The following is a 16190-nucleotide window of genomic DNA, read 5'->3' as shown; positions in this document are numbered from 1 at the left end:
CCCGCCCCAGGAGATGTGATGACACTGCTCGACCTCACCCCGCGCCCCGCGGCACGCCCCGCCAACGACCACCTGCCGGTGGCGATCATCGGTGCGGGCCCGGTCGGGCTCGCCGCCGCCGCCCACCTGCTGCGCCGCGGCATCGACTTCGTCGTGCTCGAGGCCGGCGACACCGTGGGCGCGGCCGTCCGGTCGTGGGGTCACACCCGCCTGTTCTCGCCCTGGCGCCATCTCGTCGACCCCGTCGCCCAGGCGCTCCTCGAGGAGCGCGGATGGACGCTCGAGAGGCCCGACCGGGCACCCACGGGCGCCGAGCTCGTCGAGGGGTACCTCGAGCCGTTGGCCGCCGTGCCGGGCATCGCCGCGCGCCTGCGTCTCGGCGTGGCGGTGTCGGACGTGGCCCGCGACGGCATGGACCGGACCCGGACCCGCGGCCGCGCGGGCGCACCCTTCGTCGTGCGCACCCGCGACGCGTCCGGCGAGGTCGCCGACGCGACCTACCGCGCGGTCGTCGACGCCTCGGGCACCTACCTCACCCCCAACTCCCTCGCGTCGAACGGCCTCACGCTGCCCGGGCTCGCGGACGTCGCGGACCGGGTGCTGCCCGCGCTGCCCGACGTGCTCGGCCGCGACCGCGACACGTTCGCCGGTCGCCACACCACCGTGGTGGGCGCGGGCCACTCCGCCGCCAACACGGTGCTCGCGCTCGCCGCGCTCGCACGCGACGTGCCCGGCACGCGCGTGACCTGGGCGATCCGCACCGCGACGCCGGACCGTGTCACCGCCTCGGACGAGGATGGGCTGCCCGGTCGGGCCTCGCTCGGCGCCCGGGCGCGCCGCGCCGTCGCCGACGGGCGCGTCACGCTGCTCGACGGCTTCGAGACCGTGGGCGCGCGCCGGGACGGCGACGCGGTCGAGCTGGTCGGGCGACGGGGCGGCGACGTGGTCGCCCACCGCACCGACCTCGTGGTCAACGCGACCGGCTTCCGCCCGGACCTGTCCCCCTACCGCGAGATCCGGCTCGACGTCGACGAGGTGGTCGAGGCTCCCCGGCGGCTCGCGCCGCTCATCGATCCCAACGAGCACTCGTGCGGCACGGTCGAGCCTCACGGCTACCGCGAGCTCGCCCACCCGGAGCAGGGGGTCTTCATCGTGGGCATGAAGGCGTACGGCCGCGCCCCGACCTTCCTGCTCAAGACGGGCTACGAGCAGGTGCGCTCGGTGGTCGCGTGGATCGCGGGAGACGTCGCCGCTGCCCAGGCGATCGAGCTGGTGCTGCCCGCGACGGGCGTGTGCTCGACCGACGACGGCGGCTGCTGCTGATCAACGGTGCCGACGGTGGTGGTTGTGCCACCCCACGGCAAGCGTGCCGGCGATGCCCGCGGCGAACAGCGCGATCATGAGGTAGAACCCCGGCGCGAACGAGGTGGTGGGCGTGGTGGCGGCGCTCAGGGTGGCGGCCGCCGCGGTTGCGGTGAACATGAACTCTCCGTTGAGTCGTTCCGCGAGGCCCGATGGATCGCACCGGCCTCGCTTCCAGGCGGGGACCTGATCCCAGCGTAGTGCCGGGCGAGGCCGCCGTCGGCCGTCGTGCCCGGGTGTCGCATCGTCCCGCGGCACGGCCCTCGGGGAGACGCGAGAGGCCCGCTCCCGGCGATGGGAGCGGGCCTCTCGGAGCGCGTCAGGCGGCGGCGATGGACTCCAGCTGGGTCGCGACGCCGGAGGCCCACTCGCGGACCGCGGTGAAGTCGCGGAAGTCGCCCTTGGGCGGGTTGAGCGCACGGATGAGCGCCTTCTCCCCGACGTTGAGCCTGTCCCAGTTGAGCGCGCCCGGGAAGCGGGCGTGGTCGTGGGCCTGGATCTCCTCGGCGAAGCCGTCGGCCTCGTCGAGCGGCTGGCCCGGCTGGACCACCGTCTCCATGCCGACCGAGAACATCCACACGTCCTTGTCGCGCAGCTCGTCGCGGTGCTCCCGCACCAGGCCCGAGGCGTCGCGACGCCACAGCCCGCCGTACACGGCCGAGCCGAGCACCACGGCCTCGTAGTAGTGGATGCCCTGCACGTCGCACGCGTCCTGAAGGTCGACCTCGAAGCCGTGCGCGCGGATCTCCTCCGCGATCCGCTCCGCGACCTCGCGCGTCGCTCCGTACTTCGATCCGACCGCTACCAGCACCTTCATGGTGACCTCCTCCGGGGTGAACGGCACCATCGTCCCGTGACGCGGCGTCACGCCGACGGGACGATGGTCCCCGACCACGTGTCTATTCGACCACGAGCACCAGGTCGCCGCCCGCGAGGGACTGCGAGCCGCCGATCACGACCCGCGCGACCGTGCCCGCCACGGACGACGTGATGGACGACTCCATCTTCATCGCCTCGATGACCGCCACGGTCTGGCCCGCCTCGACCTGGTCGCCCTCGGCGACGCGGGGGGTGACGAGGCCCGTGAACGGCGACGCGATGTGACCGGGCTTGCCCGCGTCCGCGCGCTCCCGCTCGACCACATCCACCTTCGCGGACAGGTCGCGCACCTGGATGGGACGGATCCCGCCGTTGTAGTTGAAGATGACCGTGCGCTCGCCGCGCGAGTCGGGCTCGCCGACCGCCTCGATGGTCGCGATGATCTTGACGCCGCGGTGGAGCTCGATCACGGCCTCCTCGCCCGAGCCGACCGACAGGCCGTACAGGTAGTGGAACGTGTCGATGACCGAGATGTCGCCGTACTTGTCGACCGCCTGGTCGAAGTCCTTGGCCGGTCCGGGGAACAGCAGGTGGTTGAGGCGGCGACGGCGCGCCTCTCCCGGCTCCGCGAGCACCGTGCGGTCGTCGTCCGTGAGCTCGGCCATCGTGCGGGAGACGTCGCGGCCCTGCAGCGCCTTGGTGCGGAACGGCTCCGGCCAGCCGCCGGGCGGGTCGCCCAGCTCGCCCGCGAGGAAGCCGATGACGGAGTCCGGCAGGTCGTACTTGTCGGGGTTCTCCTCGAAGTCCGCCGGATCGGCGTCGTTGGCCACGAGGTGGAGCGCGAGGTCGCCCACCACCTTGGAGGACGGCGTCACCTTGACCAGGTTGCCGAGGATCCGGTTCGCGGCCGCGTACATGTCCTCGATGGCCTCGAACTTGTCCGCGAGGCCCAGCGAGATCGCCTGCTGACGCAGGTTCGACAGCTGGCCGCCGGGGATCTCGTGGTGGTACACGCGGCCGGTCGGGCCGGGCAGGCCCGACTCGAAGGGCGCGTACAGCTTGCGCACCGACTCCCAGTACGGCTCGAGGTCCTGCGCAGCCGACAGCGAGATGCCGGTGTCGCGCGTGGTGTGCTCGAGGGCCGCGATGAGCGCCGACATCGGCGGCTGCGAGGTGGTGCCCGCCATCGCGGCGTTCGCCACGTCGACCGCGTCGACGCCGGCCTCGGCCGCCGCGAGCAGCGTGCCGATCTGGCCGCCCGCCGTGTCGTGCGTGTGCAGGTGGACCGGCAGGTCGAAGCGCTGGCGCAGCGCGGACACGAGCATGAACGCCGCGGCCGGCCGCAGCAGGCCCGCCATGTCCTTGATCGCGAGCATGTGCGCGCCCGCCTCGACCAGCTGGTCCGCGAGGCGGAGGTAGTAGTCGAGCGTGTACAGCTTCTCGTCGGGCGAGATCATGTTGCCCGTGTAGCACAGCGTCGCCTCGGCGACCGCGGTGCCGGTGCCGCGGACGGCCTCGATCGCGGGACGCATCTGCTCGACGTCGTTGAGCGCGTCGAAGATGCGGAAGATGTCGATGCCGGTCGCGGCCGCCTCCTCGACGAAGGCCACGGCGACCTCGTCCGGGTACGGCGTGTAGCCCACGGTGTTGCGCCCGCGCAGCAGCATCTGCAGCGCGATGTTCGGCATCTTCGCGCGGAGGTCCTCGAGGCGGATCCACGGGTCCTCCGACAGGAAGCGCATGGCGACGTCGTAGGTCGCGCCGCCCCAGGCCTCCATCGACAGCAGCTCGGGGGTCATCCGCGAGACGTGGCCGGCGGCCGCGAGCAGGTCGTACGTGCGCACGCGGGTCGCGAGCAGCGACTGGTGTGCGTCGCGCATCGTCGTCTCGGTGATGGCGAGCGCGTTCTGCTCGCGCAGCGCGCGGGCGAAGCCCTCGGGGCCCAGCTCGAGCAGGCGCTGGCGCGAACCCGCCGGCGGCTCGGCCGACAGGTCGATCTCGGGCAGCTTGTCCGCCGGACGCACGAAGACCTCGGCGTGCTCGCCGTGCGGGCGGTTCACCGTGGTGTGGCCCAGGAACGCGAGCAGCTTGGTCGAGCGGTCCGGGGTGGTCGCCAGGTCGAGCAGCTCCGGGTGGGTCTCGATGAACGAGGTGGTGAAGCCGCCCGCCTGGAAGTCGGGGTGCGCGAGCACGGTGCGCAGGAACTGGATGTTCGAGGTGACGCCGCGGATGCGGAACTCGGCGAGCGCACGCAGCGCGCGGCGGTTCGCGGTCGCGAAGTCGTGGCCGCGGCACGTGAGCTTGACGAGCATCGAGTCGAAGTGGCCCGTGATCTCGTTGCCGGCCATACCGGTGGCGCCGTCGAGGCGGATGCCCGCGCCGCCCGGCGAGCGGTACGCGACGATGCGGCCCGTGTCGGGCAGGAAGCCGTTCGCCGGGTCCTCGGTGGTGATGCGCGTCTGGATCGCGAAGCCGCTGACGCGGATGTCCTCCTGGCGGACGCCCATGTCCTCGAGGGACTCGCCCGCGGCGATGCGCAGCTGCGAGCTCACGAGGTCGACGCCCGTGACCTCCTCGGTCACCGTGTGCTCGACCTGGATGCGCGGGTTCATCTCGATGAACACGTGCTGGCCGGCGCGCTCGCCCTCGGTGGCGAGCAGGAACTCGACGGTGCCGGCGTTGACGTAGCCGAGGCTCTTCGCGAACTTCACCGCGTCCTCGCACAGGGCGTCGCGGATCGCGGGGTCGAGCGCCGGCGCGGGCGCGATCTCGACCACCTTCTGGTGGCGGCGCTGCAGCGAGCAGTCGCGCTCGAACAGGTGCACCACGTTGCCCTGGCCGTCGGCGAGGATCTGCACCTCGATGTGGCGCGGGCCCAGCACGGCCTGCTCGAGGAAGACCGTGGGATCGCCGAAGGCGTTCTCGGCCTCGCGCATCGCGGCCTCGAGCATCTCGACCAGCAGCTCGCGACGCTCCACGCGTCGCATGCCGCGCCCGCCGCCGCCCGCGACGGCCTTGACGAACACCGGGTAGCCGATGCGGTCGGCCTCGCCGATGAGGAACTCGATGTCGCGCGACGGCTCCGACGAGTCGAGCACGGGCACGCCCGCCTCGCGCGCGGCCTTGAGCGCGGCGACCTTGTCGCCCGCCTTGGCGAGCACCTCCGGCGGCGGGCCCACGAACGTCACGCCCTCCTCGGCGCAGCGCTTCGCGAACTCGACGTTCTCGGACAGGAAGCCGTAGCCGGGGTAGACCGCGTCCGCGCCCGCCTGCTTGGCGACGTCCAGGATCGCGTCGATGTCGAGGTACGCCTTGACGGGGTGCCCCTTCTCGCCGATCTGGTAGGACTCGTCGGCCTTGACGCGGTGCTCGGACATCCGGTCCTCGTACGGGAACACGGCCACGGTGCCGGCACCGTTCTCGACGGCGGCCCTGAAGGCTCGGACGGCGATCTCTGCACGGTTGGCCACGAGGACTTTGGCGAACATCTGCTTCCCTTCGTCGATGGGGACATCCTGCCAGGTTTCGGGACGCCAGTCAGCCGCCGTCCACCAGGTGAGACGGGCCGCGCGGGCACTGCGCGTGGCCTCGCCGCGGGGCGGTCACGACGGCAGGACGATGCGCGGGCAGGAGGGCGCGCATCGTCCCCGAGGACGACGGGAAGGGTGGGGTCAGCCGGCCTGGCTGCGCCGGGCGCGGCGCTCCGCGAGCTCGTCTACGGCGGCCACGCGGGCCGGGTCGTCGGCGCGGTCGGCGGGCAGCGAGGACAGCGAGCCCTCGAGCTCGCGCCACACCTTGCCCAGCGCGATGCCGAACACGCCCTGACCGCCCTGGACGAGGTCGATGACCTCGTCGTCGGACGTGCACTCGTAGACCGAGGCGCCGTCGGACATCAGGGTGATGCGGGACAGGTCCTCGACGCCGCGCTCGCGCAGGTGCTCGACGGCGCTGCGGATCTGCTGGAGGGACACCCCCGAGTCGAGCAGCCGCTTGACCACCCGCAGCACCAGGATGTCGCGGAAGCCGTAGAGGCGCTGCGTGCCCGAGCCGGTCGCGGAGCGCACGGTGGGCTCGACGAGGCCCGTGCGGGCCCAGTAGTCGAGCTGGCGGTAGGTGATGCCGGCGGCCTTGCACGCGGTGGGACCGCGGTAGCCCGCGTTCTCGTCGAGCGGCGGAAGACCGTCGTCGAAGAGGACCCCCTGATCGAGCCGGGGAGGCGTGCGGTGGCCGGGTCCGTCGGTCATCTGTCCTCCTAGGTTCAACCTTGACTCAAACGTTAGGGCTGCGGGCCCACCGGGTCAACGACCGCGCGCACGTGTCGCGCGGCCCCGTCCCTATCCTCCCACCTGGTGCCGCACGACGGCGGAGAACGCGGCGATCGCGGCCTCCCCGAACTCGGCGGCGGCGGCCTCGGCCTCTCCCCCGGCGCGACGGCGCAGGGGTGCGGCGTGGGCCTCGGCGCGGTCCGCCTCGCGGCGGGCCGCCAGCACGAGCGTCCGCAGGGAGCGCACGTCCCCGCCGGCGTTGAGGTACGCGGCGGCGGCCACCACGACGGTCAGCACGCCCGGCTCGTAGCCGCCGGGCGTGGAGGCGCCCACGATGCCGGCGTCCTCGAGCTCCCGCAGCGTCTCGAGCGTCACTCCCCCGCGCTCCGCGACCGCCGCCGCGGTGAGGTAGTCGTCGGGGGCCTCGCCGATCTCGGTCAGCGTCACAGGCTCGTGCAGCAGCCCCGAGTCGAGGGCGTCGAGCTGCTCCCGGATGACGGTGAGCGGCCGGTAGTGGTCGCGCTGCTGGCGCAGCACGAAGCGCAGCCGCTCGACGTCCGCGGGCGAGTACTGGCGGTAGCCCGCCGACGTGCGCTGCGGTGTCACGAGGCCGTTCGAGTCGAGGAAGCGCAGCTTCGACGTCGTGAGCGTGGGGAACTGCGGCTGGACCAGACCGAGCACGTCGCTCACGCGCAGCATCGGCTCATGCGAGAGCGCGTGCGGCCATGTGCCGACCAACGGCTGCGGCGAAGCGCCCTCGGTCTCCCGGGGCGCGGGCGCCGCCTGGGGGCGTGCGGCCTGCGCCATCCGTCAGGCCTGCGAACCGGGGTGGAAGGTCAGGCGGTACTTGCCGATCTGGACCTCGTCGCCCGCCTCGAGCCTGCGCTCGGAGACGTTCTCCCGGTTGACGTACGTGCCGTTGAGCGACCCCTGGTCGCGCACGAAGAACGCGTGGCCGTCGCGGATGAACTGCGCGTGCTCGCGGCTCACCGTGACGTCGTCGAGGAAGATGTCGGACTTGACGGACCGCCCGGCCGTCGTGACGTCGACGTCGAGCAGGAAGCGCGCGCCCAGGTTGGGGCCGTGGTGGACGATGAGCAGCGCGTGATCGGGACCGAGCGCCTCGACGGCGGCCTGGTCCTGCGAGCTCAGGCGGTGCTGCACCGCCTCGTCCACGGGGGCTGCGGAGTCGAGCGACATCGTGCGCTCGACGGGGCTCTCGTCATAGGTCATGACGCCTCCTTCAGCTCGACCGTTCGCTGCTCATCCTAGGCCCGCGGGGCCCTCCGGCGACACCTCGCCACGCCCGGCGTGCGAGGCCATTCGCGCACGCAGATCGCGGACGTAGCCCACGCCGGAGTACCAGTAGAAGACGGCCGCCACGGATGCCCCCGCGATCGCGACCGCGTGGAGCGGCCCCCAGTCGGGGAAGGCCACGGTGACGAGGTACGCCATCGGCAGGAAGAGGTAGAGCAGCGCGGTGGCGAGCTTGCCCACGAAGGTCACCTGCGGCGACGCGACGTGGTGGCGGTGCGCGATGAGCAGCACCGTGCCGACCATGACGTCGCGGGCGAGCAGCACCGCGACGAGCCACCACGGGATGATGTCGCGGAAGGCGAGACCGAGCACGACCGCGACGGTGAGCAGCCGGTCCGCGGCGGGATCGAGCAGACGGCCCAGCCGGGTGACCTGGCCCCACCGGCGCGCGAGGTAGCCGTCCAGGAAGTCGCTGATGCCGGCCGCCGCCAGCGCGACGATCGCCCAGGTGTCACGGTCGGCGCTGAGGAGCGCGCCGAAGACCGCGATCAGGACCAGACGGACGGCGCTGATCGCGTTGGGGATCGTCCACACCGCGGTCGACGGGACCGGATGGACGTGCCCGGGTCGGGGGTGCTCGACGGCTTCCACGCCGCACAGTCTAGAGGGATGTCAGGAGGAGGACTCCTGCTCCATCACCTTGTCGACGGTCGCGGCCGCGATGCGGGTGGCCTCGTCCTCGCTCGCGCCGCGCGCGAGCTCCTTCGCCTTGATCTGCTCGAACTTGTAGTGCCGCGTGTCGAGGACCTTGTCGTCGCTCATGATCCACCTCCGTCGCTGGTCCTGGGGACGTCTCCAGCCTAGGACGGGCGCGCGGGTCGCGCGAGGGCGGGCGCGGCCTCCGTGACACGTCACCGGCGCGCCCCTAGCATGGAGGCGTGACCTCCCCCTCCCTCGAGCCGCGCGATTGGGCGCTGTGGCGCGCGATCGCGCTCATGGGACGCCGTCTCGTGGCGGGCCTCGAGCAGCGGCTGCAGGCGGAGGTGGGCATCTCCGTCCCCGACCTCGACATCCTCATGGCGCTCGACGCGGCGCCCGACGGCCGCCTGCGTGCGGGCTCGCTCGGTGAGATGCTCGGGTGGGAGAAGTCGCGGATCTCGCACCACGTGTCGCGCATGGAGGCCCGCGGGCTCGTCAAGCGCGTGACGTGCGTCGAGGACCACCGCGGCACGTGGGTGGAGCTGGACGATGCGGGAGGCTCGGCGCTCACCGCGGCGCTCCCCGTCTTCGCCGCGCACCTCAAGCACGGCCTGGTCGACGTGGTGCCCGCGGACGAGGCCGAGGTGATCGGACGGGTCGCGCTCAGGGTGCTGGACGCGTCCCCCGCGACGAGCTGCCAGGCGGAGATCGACCGGCTCGGAGTCGAGCTGGGCCTCCGCGCCGGCACCCCCTCCTGACGCCCGTGCGCCTGCCGTCGTCCCTTCGCTGAACCCGTAGTGTTGAGCCATGCCCGAGCCGACGCACCGCACCGCCGACGTCGTCATCATCGGGGCGGGTCAGGCAGGCCTCGCCGTCGCCTACCACCTGGCACGCAGGGGTCTGGAAAGCGGCCGCGACGTGCTCGTCCTGGACCGCGGCCCGGGTCCCGGCGGGGCGTGGCAGCACCGCTGGTCGTCGCTCACCCTGGGCGGCACGCACCACCTCCATGACCTGCCGGGCATGGCCGACACGGGGCTGTCCTTCTCGTCCGCGCCGGGCGACCGCCCCGCCCGCGACGTGGTCGCCGAGTACTACGGCAGCTACGAGGAGCGGCACGGGATCGACGTGATCCGTCCCGTCACGGTGGCGCGCGTCGAGCGTGCCGGCGACCGCTACCGGGTGCTCGCGGCGACCGGTTCCGCGGTCTCGTCCGTCGAGGCCCGCGTCGTCGTGTCCGCGACGGGCACGTGGACCAGCCCCCGCACGCCGTTCATGCCGGGCCGCGACCTCTACCGCGGCCTCCAGGTCACCACCGCCGCGTACACGGGAGCCGCGCCCTTCGCGGGCCTGCGGGTGGGCGTGGTCGGGGGCGGCACCTCGGCCCTCACCTTCCTCGACGAGGTGGGCGACGTGGCCTCGGAGGTGCTGTGGTTCACGCGCCGGAACCCGACCTTCCACGACGAGGAGGTCGAGCTGTCCGCGGAGCGCGGACGGGTCGCCGTCGCCATCCAGGACGAGGCGGCGCGCGCCGGCCGGCCCCTGCCGTCGATCGTGTCGGTAACCGGGCTGCCGCGCTCGCCCCTCGTGCGGCGCCTCGAGGCCGCGGGCCGGCTCGAGCGGCGCCCCATGTTCGCGGAGATGACCCTGACCGGCGTGATCACCCGCGAGGACGTGGAGATCCCGCTCGACGCGGTGATCTGGGCCACGGGCTTCCGCCCGGAGATCGCGCACCTGCGTCCGCTTGGCGTCGTGAACGATGCGGGTGGCATCGTGGTCGAGGACGGCCGGGTGCCCGGCGAGCCGGGGCTCTTCCTCGCGGGCTACGGCCCCCAGGCCAGCACCATCTCGTCGAACCGTGCGGCCCGCGTGACGGCGAAGGCGATCGCGGAGGTCCTCGGCCGCTGACGCCTCGGGTCGGTCAGGCCGACGGCCGCCGCACCCGGTACCGCACGTGCATCACCCGGTCCCCTTCGATCACCTCGTCGGGGTCCTCCAGCAGGTGCGGGGCGTGGACCGCGCCGAAGAAGCGCCGGCCGGACCCGAGCACCACCGGCACGACGTCCATGCGCACCTCGTCGACCAGTCCCGCGTCGAGCGCCTGACCGCCGATGTCGCCGGCGGAGACCTCGACGACACGGCGCCCCGCGAGCACCCGCGCCGCGGCCACGGCCCCCTCGACCCCGTCGATGAAGTGGAACGGCGCCGCGGGGTCCCACCCCTCGGGCGGTCCCCGATGCGAGACCACCACGACGTGCTCGACGCCGCTCGGCGGCGTCCCGTCGAAGCCGTCCGCGAGGTCGAAGGACCGGCGCCCGACGACGGTCGCGCCGATCCGGTCCCAGTACGGCCGCGTGTAGTCGTAGGACGCGCGCGAGACCCGTAGCACACCGCCGTCGTCCAACGGCACGTCGCCGCCGACCAGCCAGTCGAACAGCGGCCCGGGCCGGTCCCCGTCGTCGGCGATGAACCCGTCGACGGACACCGAGCCGTACATGACCACCTGGCCCATGGGCCCTCCCCCGCCTCGGGTTCCTCCAGGCTAGCCCCGTGCCCGGGTGCGACCTCTACAGCTCGGCCACCACCGCATCGGCCACGGGCCAGGCGGTGCCGAAGCGGTGCATCGTCACGGCGACGGCCTGCTCGCGCAGGAACGGCAGCAGCTCGACCTCGGGTGCGCCGGTCACCGGGGCGTCGTAGACGGCGAGGTCGATGCGCTGCCGGGGCGCGGCGCCCACGGCCCGCACCCGCGCGCCGTCCCCGGCGACGCGCGCGACGAGCTCCTCCTCGGTCTCGATGGTCACCGCGAGCCCGGCCTCCTCGACCAGCGCGCGCAGGCGCGGCGCCGGCTCGACCGCGCTCGACAACCCGCCCGTGCCGCCGGCCAGGATCCTGGCCGCGCACACGCGCTGCAGCGCGGCCTCGTCGGCGCCGTCCCAGCGGATCTCCGTGGCCGCGGGCGCGTAGCGCAGCGCGTTGCGCTCGGACCCGAGGCGGCTGCGGTCGACCGCGGTGCCGAACGTGCGGTCCCAGGCGCGCGCATCGGCCTCGGCGGCGGCGCTCACCCATCCCGGCGCGTCCGCGAGCAGCGGGAGCCGCGCGGCCGCGGACGGCGTCGAGGGCTCGGTCCGCTCCCACCCGGTCAGCTGCACCAGGTAGGACGGGCCGCCCGCCTTGGCGGTCGGGCCCACGACCGAGCGCTTCCAGCCGCCGAACGGCTGGCGCTGCACGATCGCGCCGGTGATGCCGCGGTTGACGTAGACGTTGCCCGCCTCGACGGCGCCGAGCCAGCGCGAGATCTCGTCGCCCTCGAGCGAGTGCAGGCCCGCGGTCAGGCCGTAGTCGACGCCGTTCTGGAGCGCGATCGCCTCGTCGAGCGTCGCCGCGGTCATGATGCCCAGGACGGGGCCGAAGCATTCGGTCAGGTGGAACCACGAGCCGGGCGTCACGCCGGTGCGGACGCCGGGCGTCCAGGTCCTCCCCTCGTCGTCGAGACGACGGGGCTCGACGAGCCACCGCTCCCCCGGCTCGAGCGTGGTGAGCGCGCGCAGCAGCTTGCCGCGGGCGGGCTCGATGACGGGGCCCATCTGCGTGGTCGGGTCGTCGGCGGGACCCACGTGCAGCGAGCGGACGGCGTCCTCGAGCTGCGTGAGGAAGCGACGGGAGGTGGCGACCGAGCCGACGAGGATGACGAGCGACGCGGCTGAGCACTTCTGGCCGGCGTGGCCGAAGGCGGACTGCACGACGTCGCGGGCCGCGAGGTCGAGGTCCGCGCTCGGGGTCACCACGATCGCGTTCTTCCCGGAGGTCTCCGCGAAGAGCCGCAGGCCCGGCGCGACGCGGTGGAACAGGGCGCCGGTCTCGTACGCGCCGGTGAGGATCACCTGGTCGACGTCGGCGTGACCCAGCAGCGCGTCGCCCAGCCCGGCGTCGATGCCGGCGGCGGAGATGTCCACGAGGCGCAGCGCGTCGCGCGGGACGCCCGCCTCCCACAGGATCTCGGCGAGCAGGGCGCCGCAGCGTGCGGACTGCTCCGCGGGCTTGAGCACGACGGCCGAGGCGGCGGCGAGGGCCGCGAGGGTCGACCCCGCGGGAATCGCGACCGGGAAGTTCCACGGCGGCGTCACCACCGTGACGTCGCGCGGCACCGGGCGGGCGCCGTCGAGGCGGTGGAGGTCGAGCGAGCGCTCGGCGTAGTAGTGGGCGAAGTCGACGGCCTCGGAGACCTCGGGGTCGGCCTGGTCGATGGTCTTGCCCGCCTCGGCCATCATCACGGCGACCAGGTCGCCCCGACGGGCCTCGAGCGCGCGACCCGCCGCGTGCAGGATCGCCGCACGGTCCTCGGGGGCGAGCGCCTGCCAGGCCGAGGCACCGGCCTTGGCGGCCGCGACCTGGGCGGCGACCGCCGCATCGTCCTCCACGCGGGCGGCGCCAAGCGTGGCCAGGCCCGCCTGCGAGGACCGGCTGCCGGCGTGGATGGCGCGGGCCCAGGTGCGGCTGGCGGGGAGCGACGGGTCGGTGTCGGCGGCGTTGACGAAGCCCGCCGCCGGCGCCGGGGCGCGTCCGGCGTCACGGTGGGACGCGGGCGCCGGCTCCTCGGCGCGCGCGAGGGACGCGCGGAAGCGGGCCTCCTCGCGGGCGAAGGTGGCGTCGTCGTCGAGGTCGAAGAGCGCGGACATGAAGTTCTCGGGGCTCGCGACCTCCTCGAGGCGGCGCACCAGGTACGCGAGCGCGACGTCGAACTCGCCGGGGTGCACCACGGGCGTGTAGAGGCGGAGCGGCCCGGCGTCCTCGGCCACCGCGGCGGCGACGTGCTCGCCCATGCCGAGCAGCATCTCGAAGTCGAGGCCGGCGGTGATCCCCCGCTCGCGCGCGGTCAGCAGGGCGTGCGCGATGTCGAACAGGTTGTGGCCGGCGACGCCGAGACGCACGTGCGCGAGGGACTCGGGGGTGAGCGCCAGGTCGAGGAGGCGCTTGTAGTGGGCGTCGGACTCCTCCTTGGAGCCCCACGTCGCGAGCGGCCACCCGTGCTGCTCCGCGTCGACGCGCTCCATCGAGAGGTTGGCGCCCTTGACCAGGCGCACCTTGATGGGGGCGCCGCCGCGCGCGACGCGCTGGGCGGCCCAGTCCTGGAGGCGGCGCATCGCGCCGAGCGAGTCGGGCAGGTAGGCCTGCAGGACGATGCCCGCGGTGAGGCCCTCGAGGCCGGGACGCTCGAGCAGGCGGGTGAACACGGCCACGGTGAGGTCGAGGTCGCGGTACTCCTCCATGTCGAGGTTGACGAAGGCGCCGTCCTTGCGCGCCGCGAGCTCGTACAGCGGCGCGAGCCGCTCGACCACCGCGTCGACGGTGGCGTCGAAGGCCCACGGCGAGTGGGGCGCGACCGCCGCGGAGACCTTGAGCGACACGTAGTCGACGTCGGGGCGCTCGAGCAGCGCGAGGGTGCGCTCGAGGCGGCGGTCGGCCTCGGCGGCGCCGAGCACCGCCTCGCCGAGCAGGTTGAGGTTGAGCCGGCTGCCGCGGGAGCGCAGGCGGGCGAGCACCCGGCCGAGGCGGTCCTCGGAGGCGTCGACGATGAGGTGGCCGACCATCTCCCGCACGACGCGGCGGCAGACCCCGACCACGAGCCCGGGAGCGACGTACGAGGCGAGCGCGCCGGCCCGGAGAGCGACCCGCTGGTAGCCGGGGAGGAAAGCGTGGCCGCGTCGCACCAGGCGTCGCAGGCTCGCGGCGGCCACGTCCGTGTCCTCGGGCCGGACGATGCCGTCCACGAAGTCCGTGAGGAACGGCAGCCCCTGCGGGTCGCGCAGCATGCGCGCGAGCAGGCGCGCGGAGCCGTCGATGCGGTGGGACCGGGAGGCCTCGAGCCACGTCCGCACCTGCGCGACGGTGTCGTCGGCGGTGTGGAGGCGCTCGGGAGCCAGCGGGGACATGGTCATGGTGCTCCTTCTCTCAGGGCATCAGTGTCGGGCCGTGCAACCCCACAGCACCAGCGACCCCGACTTACGAATATTCGTAAGGAATGCTTATGCTTCGGGGGTGCTCGACCTCGTCCGTCTCGTCGCCCTCCGGGAGCTCGCCCTGCGCGGCACGATCGCGGCCGCCGCGGACGCGCTCGGCTACACCGCGTCCGCCGTGTCCCAGCAGCTCGCGACGCTCGAACGCGAGGCCGGGGTGCCGCTCACGATCCGTTCGGGACGACGCGTCATCCTCACGCCCGCCGGCGAGCGGCTGGTCGCCCGGACGCACGAGCTGCTCGACACCATGGAGCTGGCGGAGGCCGAGCTCAGCGCCGGCTCGGGGCGCGTCACCGGCACCGTGCGGCTCGCGGTCTTCCAGTCCGCGGCGCTCACGATCGTCACCGGCGCGCTGCTGCGGCTGCGCGAGAGCCACCCCGGGATCCGCGTCAAGGTGACCCAGACCGAGCCCGAGGAGGCGTTCGCGGACACGTGGGCGCGCGAGTACGACCTCGTGGTCGCCGAGGAGTACCCCCACCACTCGGCGCCGCACTACCCGGGTGTCGTGCGCCGGCCGCTGGTCCGCGACGAGCTGCTCCTCGCGGTCGGCGGCGAGTGGGCGGGCGCCTCGTCCGTCGCGGAGCTCGCCGACGCCGCGTGGGTGATGGAGCCCGCGGGCACCGCGACGCGCCACTTCGCCGAGCAGACCTGCCGGGTCGCGGGCTTCGAGCCCGACGTGCGCTTCGAGAGCTCGGACCTGCAGGCCCACGTGCAGCTGGTGCAGAAGGGCCTGGCCGTCGCGATCCTGCCGGGGCTCATGGTGTCGTACGCGGGGATCGACGCGCGGGTGCTGCCGCTCGCGGGCGGCCCGCGGCGCACCGTCTTCACCGCGATGCGCGCGACCTCGCGGCGCGACCCGGCGGTCGAGGCGGTGCGTGCGGCCCTCGAGGCGTCGGCCACCTGACCGGGGACCGGGCGGGTCGTTCAGGCCGGCGTGTCGGGACCCGTTCCGTGCGCACCGTCGGACGGGGTGGGTGGGGCGAGGGGGAGGTCGCGCACCAGCAGGGTCGCTCCCGCGACCGCCGCGGGCATCGCGAGCACGGCGCCGAGCGGCAGCAGGAAGATGAGGAAGACCGCGGCGCCGAAGGCGACCAGGCGCAGCCGGTACGGCCGCAGCGCCCGGACCCGGTCGCGCCGCGCCACGATCCCGCGCCGGGCCATCGGGTAGGCCGTCAGCTCGATCGCGAGGAGCCGTCCGCCCACGAGCACGCCGATGGTGAACGCGGTCACCGAGCCCACCACGGGCAGCAGCCCGATCCCGAGGAGCAGCAGCGACACCCCGATCGAGATGGCGAGCGTGACGATGCCCTCGCCGATCCCCCGCAGCAGCGCGGGCCACCACGGCTCGCCCTCGGGCTCCGCGTCGAGGCGGGCGTCGACGCGACGCGAGACCGCCTCGAAGAACGGCTGCCCGACCGTCAGCGTGAGGGTGGCGAACAGCGCCACCGCCACGAGGGACGATGCGGCCAGGACCGCCACCGAGGCCGTCACGGCGGCGACGTCCCCGAGCCACCCGTCGTCGAGCCCGAGCGCTCCCGCCAGCCCCCGTCCGACGGCGCCGACATTGACGGCGAGCACACCGAGCCCGATCCCGAGCACCGCCCCCACGAGCAGCCCGGGCAGCACGCCGAGGCCGAGCAGCCGTGGCGCGCGGGCCCACGCGCGCAGCCCGGCGGCCACGGTGCGGACGCCGACGGCGACCTCGCGCGCACGGGCGGGGACGGCGCGGGCGTTCGGCATGCGCCGATGCTAACGGCGCCTCCCCCGGCGGGCT

15 protein-coding genes are annotated in these 16190 nt (G+C 73.9%); 4 read left to right on the top strand and 11 right to left on the bottom strand.

Annotated elements, in window-relative coordinates; all coding sequences use genetic code 11:
• Positions 1-18 precede the first annotated feature (18 nt).
• On the top strand, positions 19-1323 hold the full coding sequence (locus tag QQX09_RS01020) for an FAD-dependent oxidoreductase (RefSeq protein ID WP_301130850.1): 1305 nt from the start codon (positions 19-21) through the stop codon (positions 1321-1323).
• Here QQX09_RS01020 and QQX09_RS01015 read toward each other — a convergent pair whose 3' ends face one another.
• The 8 genes from QQX09_RS01015 to QQX09_RS00980 all read right to left on the bottom strand — a co-directional run bounded on the left by QQX09_RS01015 (position 1324) and on the right by QQX09_RS00980 (position 8525).
• The gene (locus tag QQX09_RS01015; protein WP_301130849.1) at positions 1324-1482 is read right to left on the bottom strand and encodes a hypothetical protein; all 159 of its coding nucleotides are present in this window, start codon (positions 1480-1482) and stop codon (positions 1324-1326) included.
• A 199-nt stretch (positions 1483-1681) separates the two neighbouring features.
• Positions 1682-2257: a flavodoxin domain-containing protein gene (locus QQX09_RS01010; RefSeq protein ID WP_301130848.1), complete on the bottom strand. Its 576-nt coding sequence runs from the start codon at positions 2255-2257 to the stop codon at positions 1682-1684.
• 4 nt (positions 2258-2261) lie between these two features.
• Positions 2262-5669 carry a pyruvate carboxylase gene (locus QQX09_RS01005; protein WP_301130847.1) on the bottom strand — a complete coding sequence of 1136 codons (3408 nt, stop codon included), beginning with the start codon at positions 5667-5669 and terminating at the stop codon, positions 2262-2264.
• A gap of 183 nt (positions 5670-5852) precedes the next feature.
• Positions 5853-6425 (bottom strand): MerR family transcriptional regulator, encoded by a 573-nt coding sequence (locus tag QQX09_RS01000; RefSeq protein ID WP_301130846.1) that lies wholly within the window; start codon positions 6423-6425, stop codon positions 5853-5855.
• A 90-nt stretch (positions 6426-6515) separates the two neighbouring features.
• The gene (ftsR, locus tag QQX09_RS00995; protein WP_301130845.1) at positions 6516-7145 is read right to left on the bottom strand and encodes a transcriptional regulator FtsR; all 630 of its coding nucleotides are present in this window, start codon (positions 7143-7145) and stop codon (positions 6516-6518) included.
• Positions 7146-7256: 111 nt separating this feature from the next.
• A complete protein-coding gene (locus QQX09_RS00990; protein ID WP_436969029.1) occupies positions 7257-7679 on the bottom strand; it encodes an FHA domain-containing protein in 423 nt (140 codons plus the stop codon).
• Between the two features lie 30 nt (positions 7680-7709).
• A complete protein-coding gene (locus QQX09_RS00985) occupies positions 7710-8354 on the bottom strand; it encodes a CDP-alcohol phosphatidyltransferase family protein (RefSeq protein WP_301130844.1) in 645 nt (214 codons plus the stop codon).
• Between the two features lie 21 nt (positions 8355-8375).
• Positions 8376-8525, bottom strand: a complete 150-nt coding sequence (locus tag QQX09_RS00980; RefSeq protein WP_156156021.1) for a hypothetical protein — start codon at positions 8523-8525, stop codon at positions 8376-8378.
• A 116-nt stretch (positions 8526-8641) separates the two neighbouring features.
• Between QQX09_RS00980 and QQX09_RS00975 the strand changes: the two genes are divergently transcribed.
• Positions 8642-9160 carry a MarR family winged helix-turn-helix transcriptional regulator gene (locus tag QQX09_RS00975; protein WP_301130843.1) on the top strand — a complete coding sequence of 173 codons (519 nt, stop codon included), beginning with the start codon at positions 8642-8644 and terminating at the stop codon, positions 9158-9160.
• A 49-nt stretch (positions 9161-9209) separates the two neighbouring features.
• On the top strand, positions 9210-10307 hold the full coding sequence (locus tag QQX09_RS00970; RefSeq protein WP_301130842.1) for an FAD-dependent oxidoreductase: 1098 nt from the start codon (positions 9210-9212) through the stop codon (positions 10305-10307).
• Positions 10308-10320: 13 nt separating this feature from the next.
• Here the strand turns inward: QQX09_RS00970 and QQX09_RS00965 are convergent, their stop codons facing one another.
• Both QQX09_RS00965 and QQX09_RS00960 read right to left on the bottom strand, forming a co-directional pair.
• A complete protein-coding gene (locus QQX09_RS00965; RefSeq protein ID WP_301130841.1) occupies positions 10321-10911 on the bottom strand; it encodes a dihydrofolate reductase family protein in 591 nt (196 codons plus the stop codon).
• 55 nt (positions 10912-10966) lie between these two features.
• Positions 10967-14338, bottom strand: coding sequence for a bifunctional proline dehydrogenase/L-glutamate gamma-semialdehyde dehydrogenase (locus QQX09_RS00960; protein WP_301130840.1), 3372 nt, complete (start codon positions 14336-14338; stop codon positions 10967-10969).
• A 100-nt stretch (positions 14339-14438) separates the two neighbouring features.
• On the opposite strand from QQX09_RS00960, the gene QQX09_RS00955 reads away from it, so the two are divergent.
• Positions 14439-15320 (top strand): LysR family transcriptional regulator, encoded by an 882-nt coding sequence (locus tag QQX09_RS00955; RefSeq protein ID WP_301130839.1) that lies wholly within the window; start codon positions 14439-14441, stop codon positions 15318-15320.
• Between the two features lie 20 nt (positions 15321-15340).
• Here QQX09_RS00955 and QQX09_RS00950 read toward each other — a convergent pair whose 3' ends face one another.
• A complete protein-coding gene (locus QQX09_RS00950) occupies positions 15341-16156 on the bottom strand; it encodes an EI24 domain-containing protein (RefSeq protein ID WP_301130838.1) in 816 nt (271 codons plus the stop codon).
• Between the last annotated feature and the right edge of the window lie 34 nt (positions 16157-16190).

The organism is Demequina litoralis (assembly GCF_030418455.1).
Lineage (GTDB): Bacteria > Actinomycetota > Actinomycetes > Actinomycetales > Demequinaceae > Demequina > Demequina litoralis.
This window is presented reverse-complemented; position numbering and strand designations above follow the sequence as displayed.

Bases quoted from the DNA above. Each gene is read 5' to 3' on its own strand.
- QQX09_RS01005 (WP_301130847.1), bottom strand. From the start codon at position 5,669: ATGTTCGCCAAAGTCCTCGTGGCCAACCGTGCAGAGATCGCCGTCCGA.
- QQX09_RS00965 (WP_301130841.1), bottom strand. From the start codon at position 10,911: ATGGGCCAGGTGGTCATGTACGGCTCGGTGTCCGTCGACGGGTTCATC.
- QQX09_RS01020 (WP_301130850.1), top strand. From the start codon at position 19: ATGACACTGCTCGACCTCACCCCGCGCCCCGCGGCACGCCCCGCCAAC.
- QQX09_RS00960 (WP_301130840.1), bottom strand. From the start codon at position 14,338: ATGACCATGTCCCCGCTGGCTCCCGAGCGCCTCCACACCGCCGACGAC.
- QQX09_RS00980 (WP_156156021.1), bottom strand. From the start codon at position 8,525: ATGAGCGACGACAAGGTCCTCGACACGCGGCACTACAAGTTCGAGCAG.
- QQX09_RS00990 (WP_436969029.1), bottom strand. From the start codon at position 7,679: ATGACCTATGACGAGAGCCCCGTCGAGCGCACGATGTCGCTCGACTCC.
- QQX09_RS00950 (WP_301130838.1), bottom strand. From the start codon at position 16,156: ATGCCGAACGCCCGCGCCGTCCCCGCCCGTGCGCGCGAGGTCGCCGTC.
- QQX09_RS00970 (WP_301130842.1), top strand. From the start codon at position 9,210: ATGCCCGAGCCGACGCACCGCACCGCCGACGTCGTCATCATCGGGGCG.
- ftsR (WP_301130845.1), bottom strand. From the start codon at position 7,145: ATGCTGCGCGTGAGCGACGTGCTCGGTCTGGTCCAGCCGCAGTTCCCC.
- QQX09_RS01015 (WP_301130849.1), bottom strand. From the start codon at position 1,482: ATGTTCACCGCAACCGCGGCGGCCGCCACCCTGAGCGCCGCCACCACG.
- QQX09_RS01000 (WP_301130846.1), bottom strand. From the start codon at position 6,425: ATGACCGACGGACCCGGCCACCGCACGCCTCCCCGGCTCGATCAGGGG.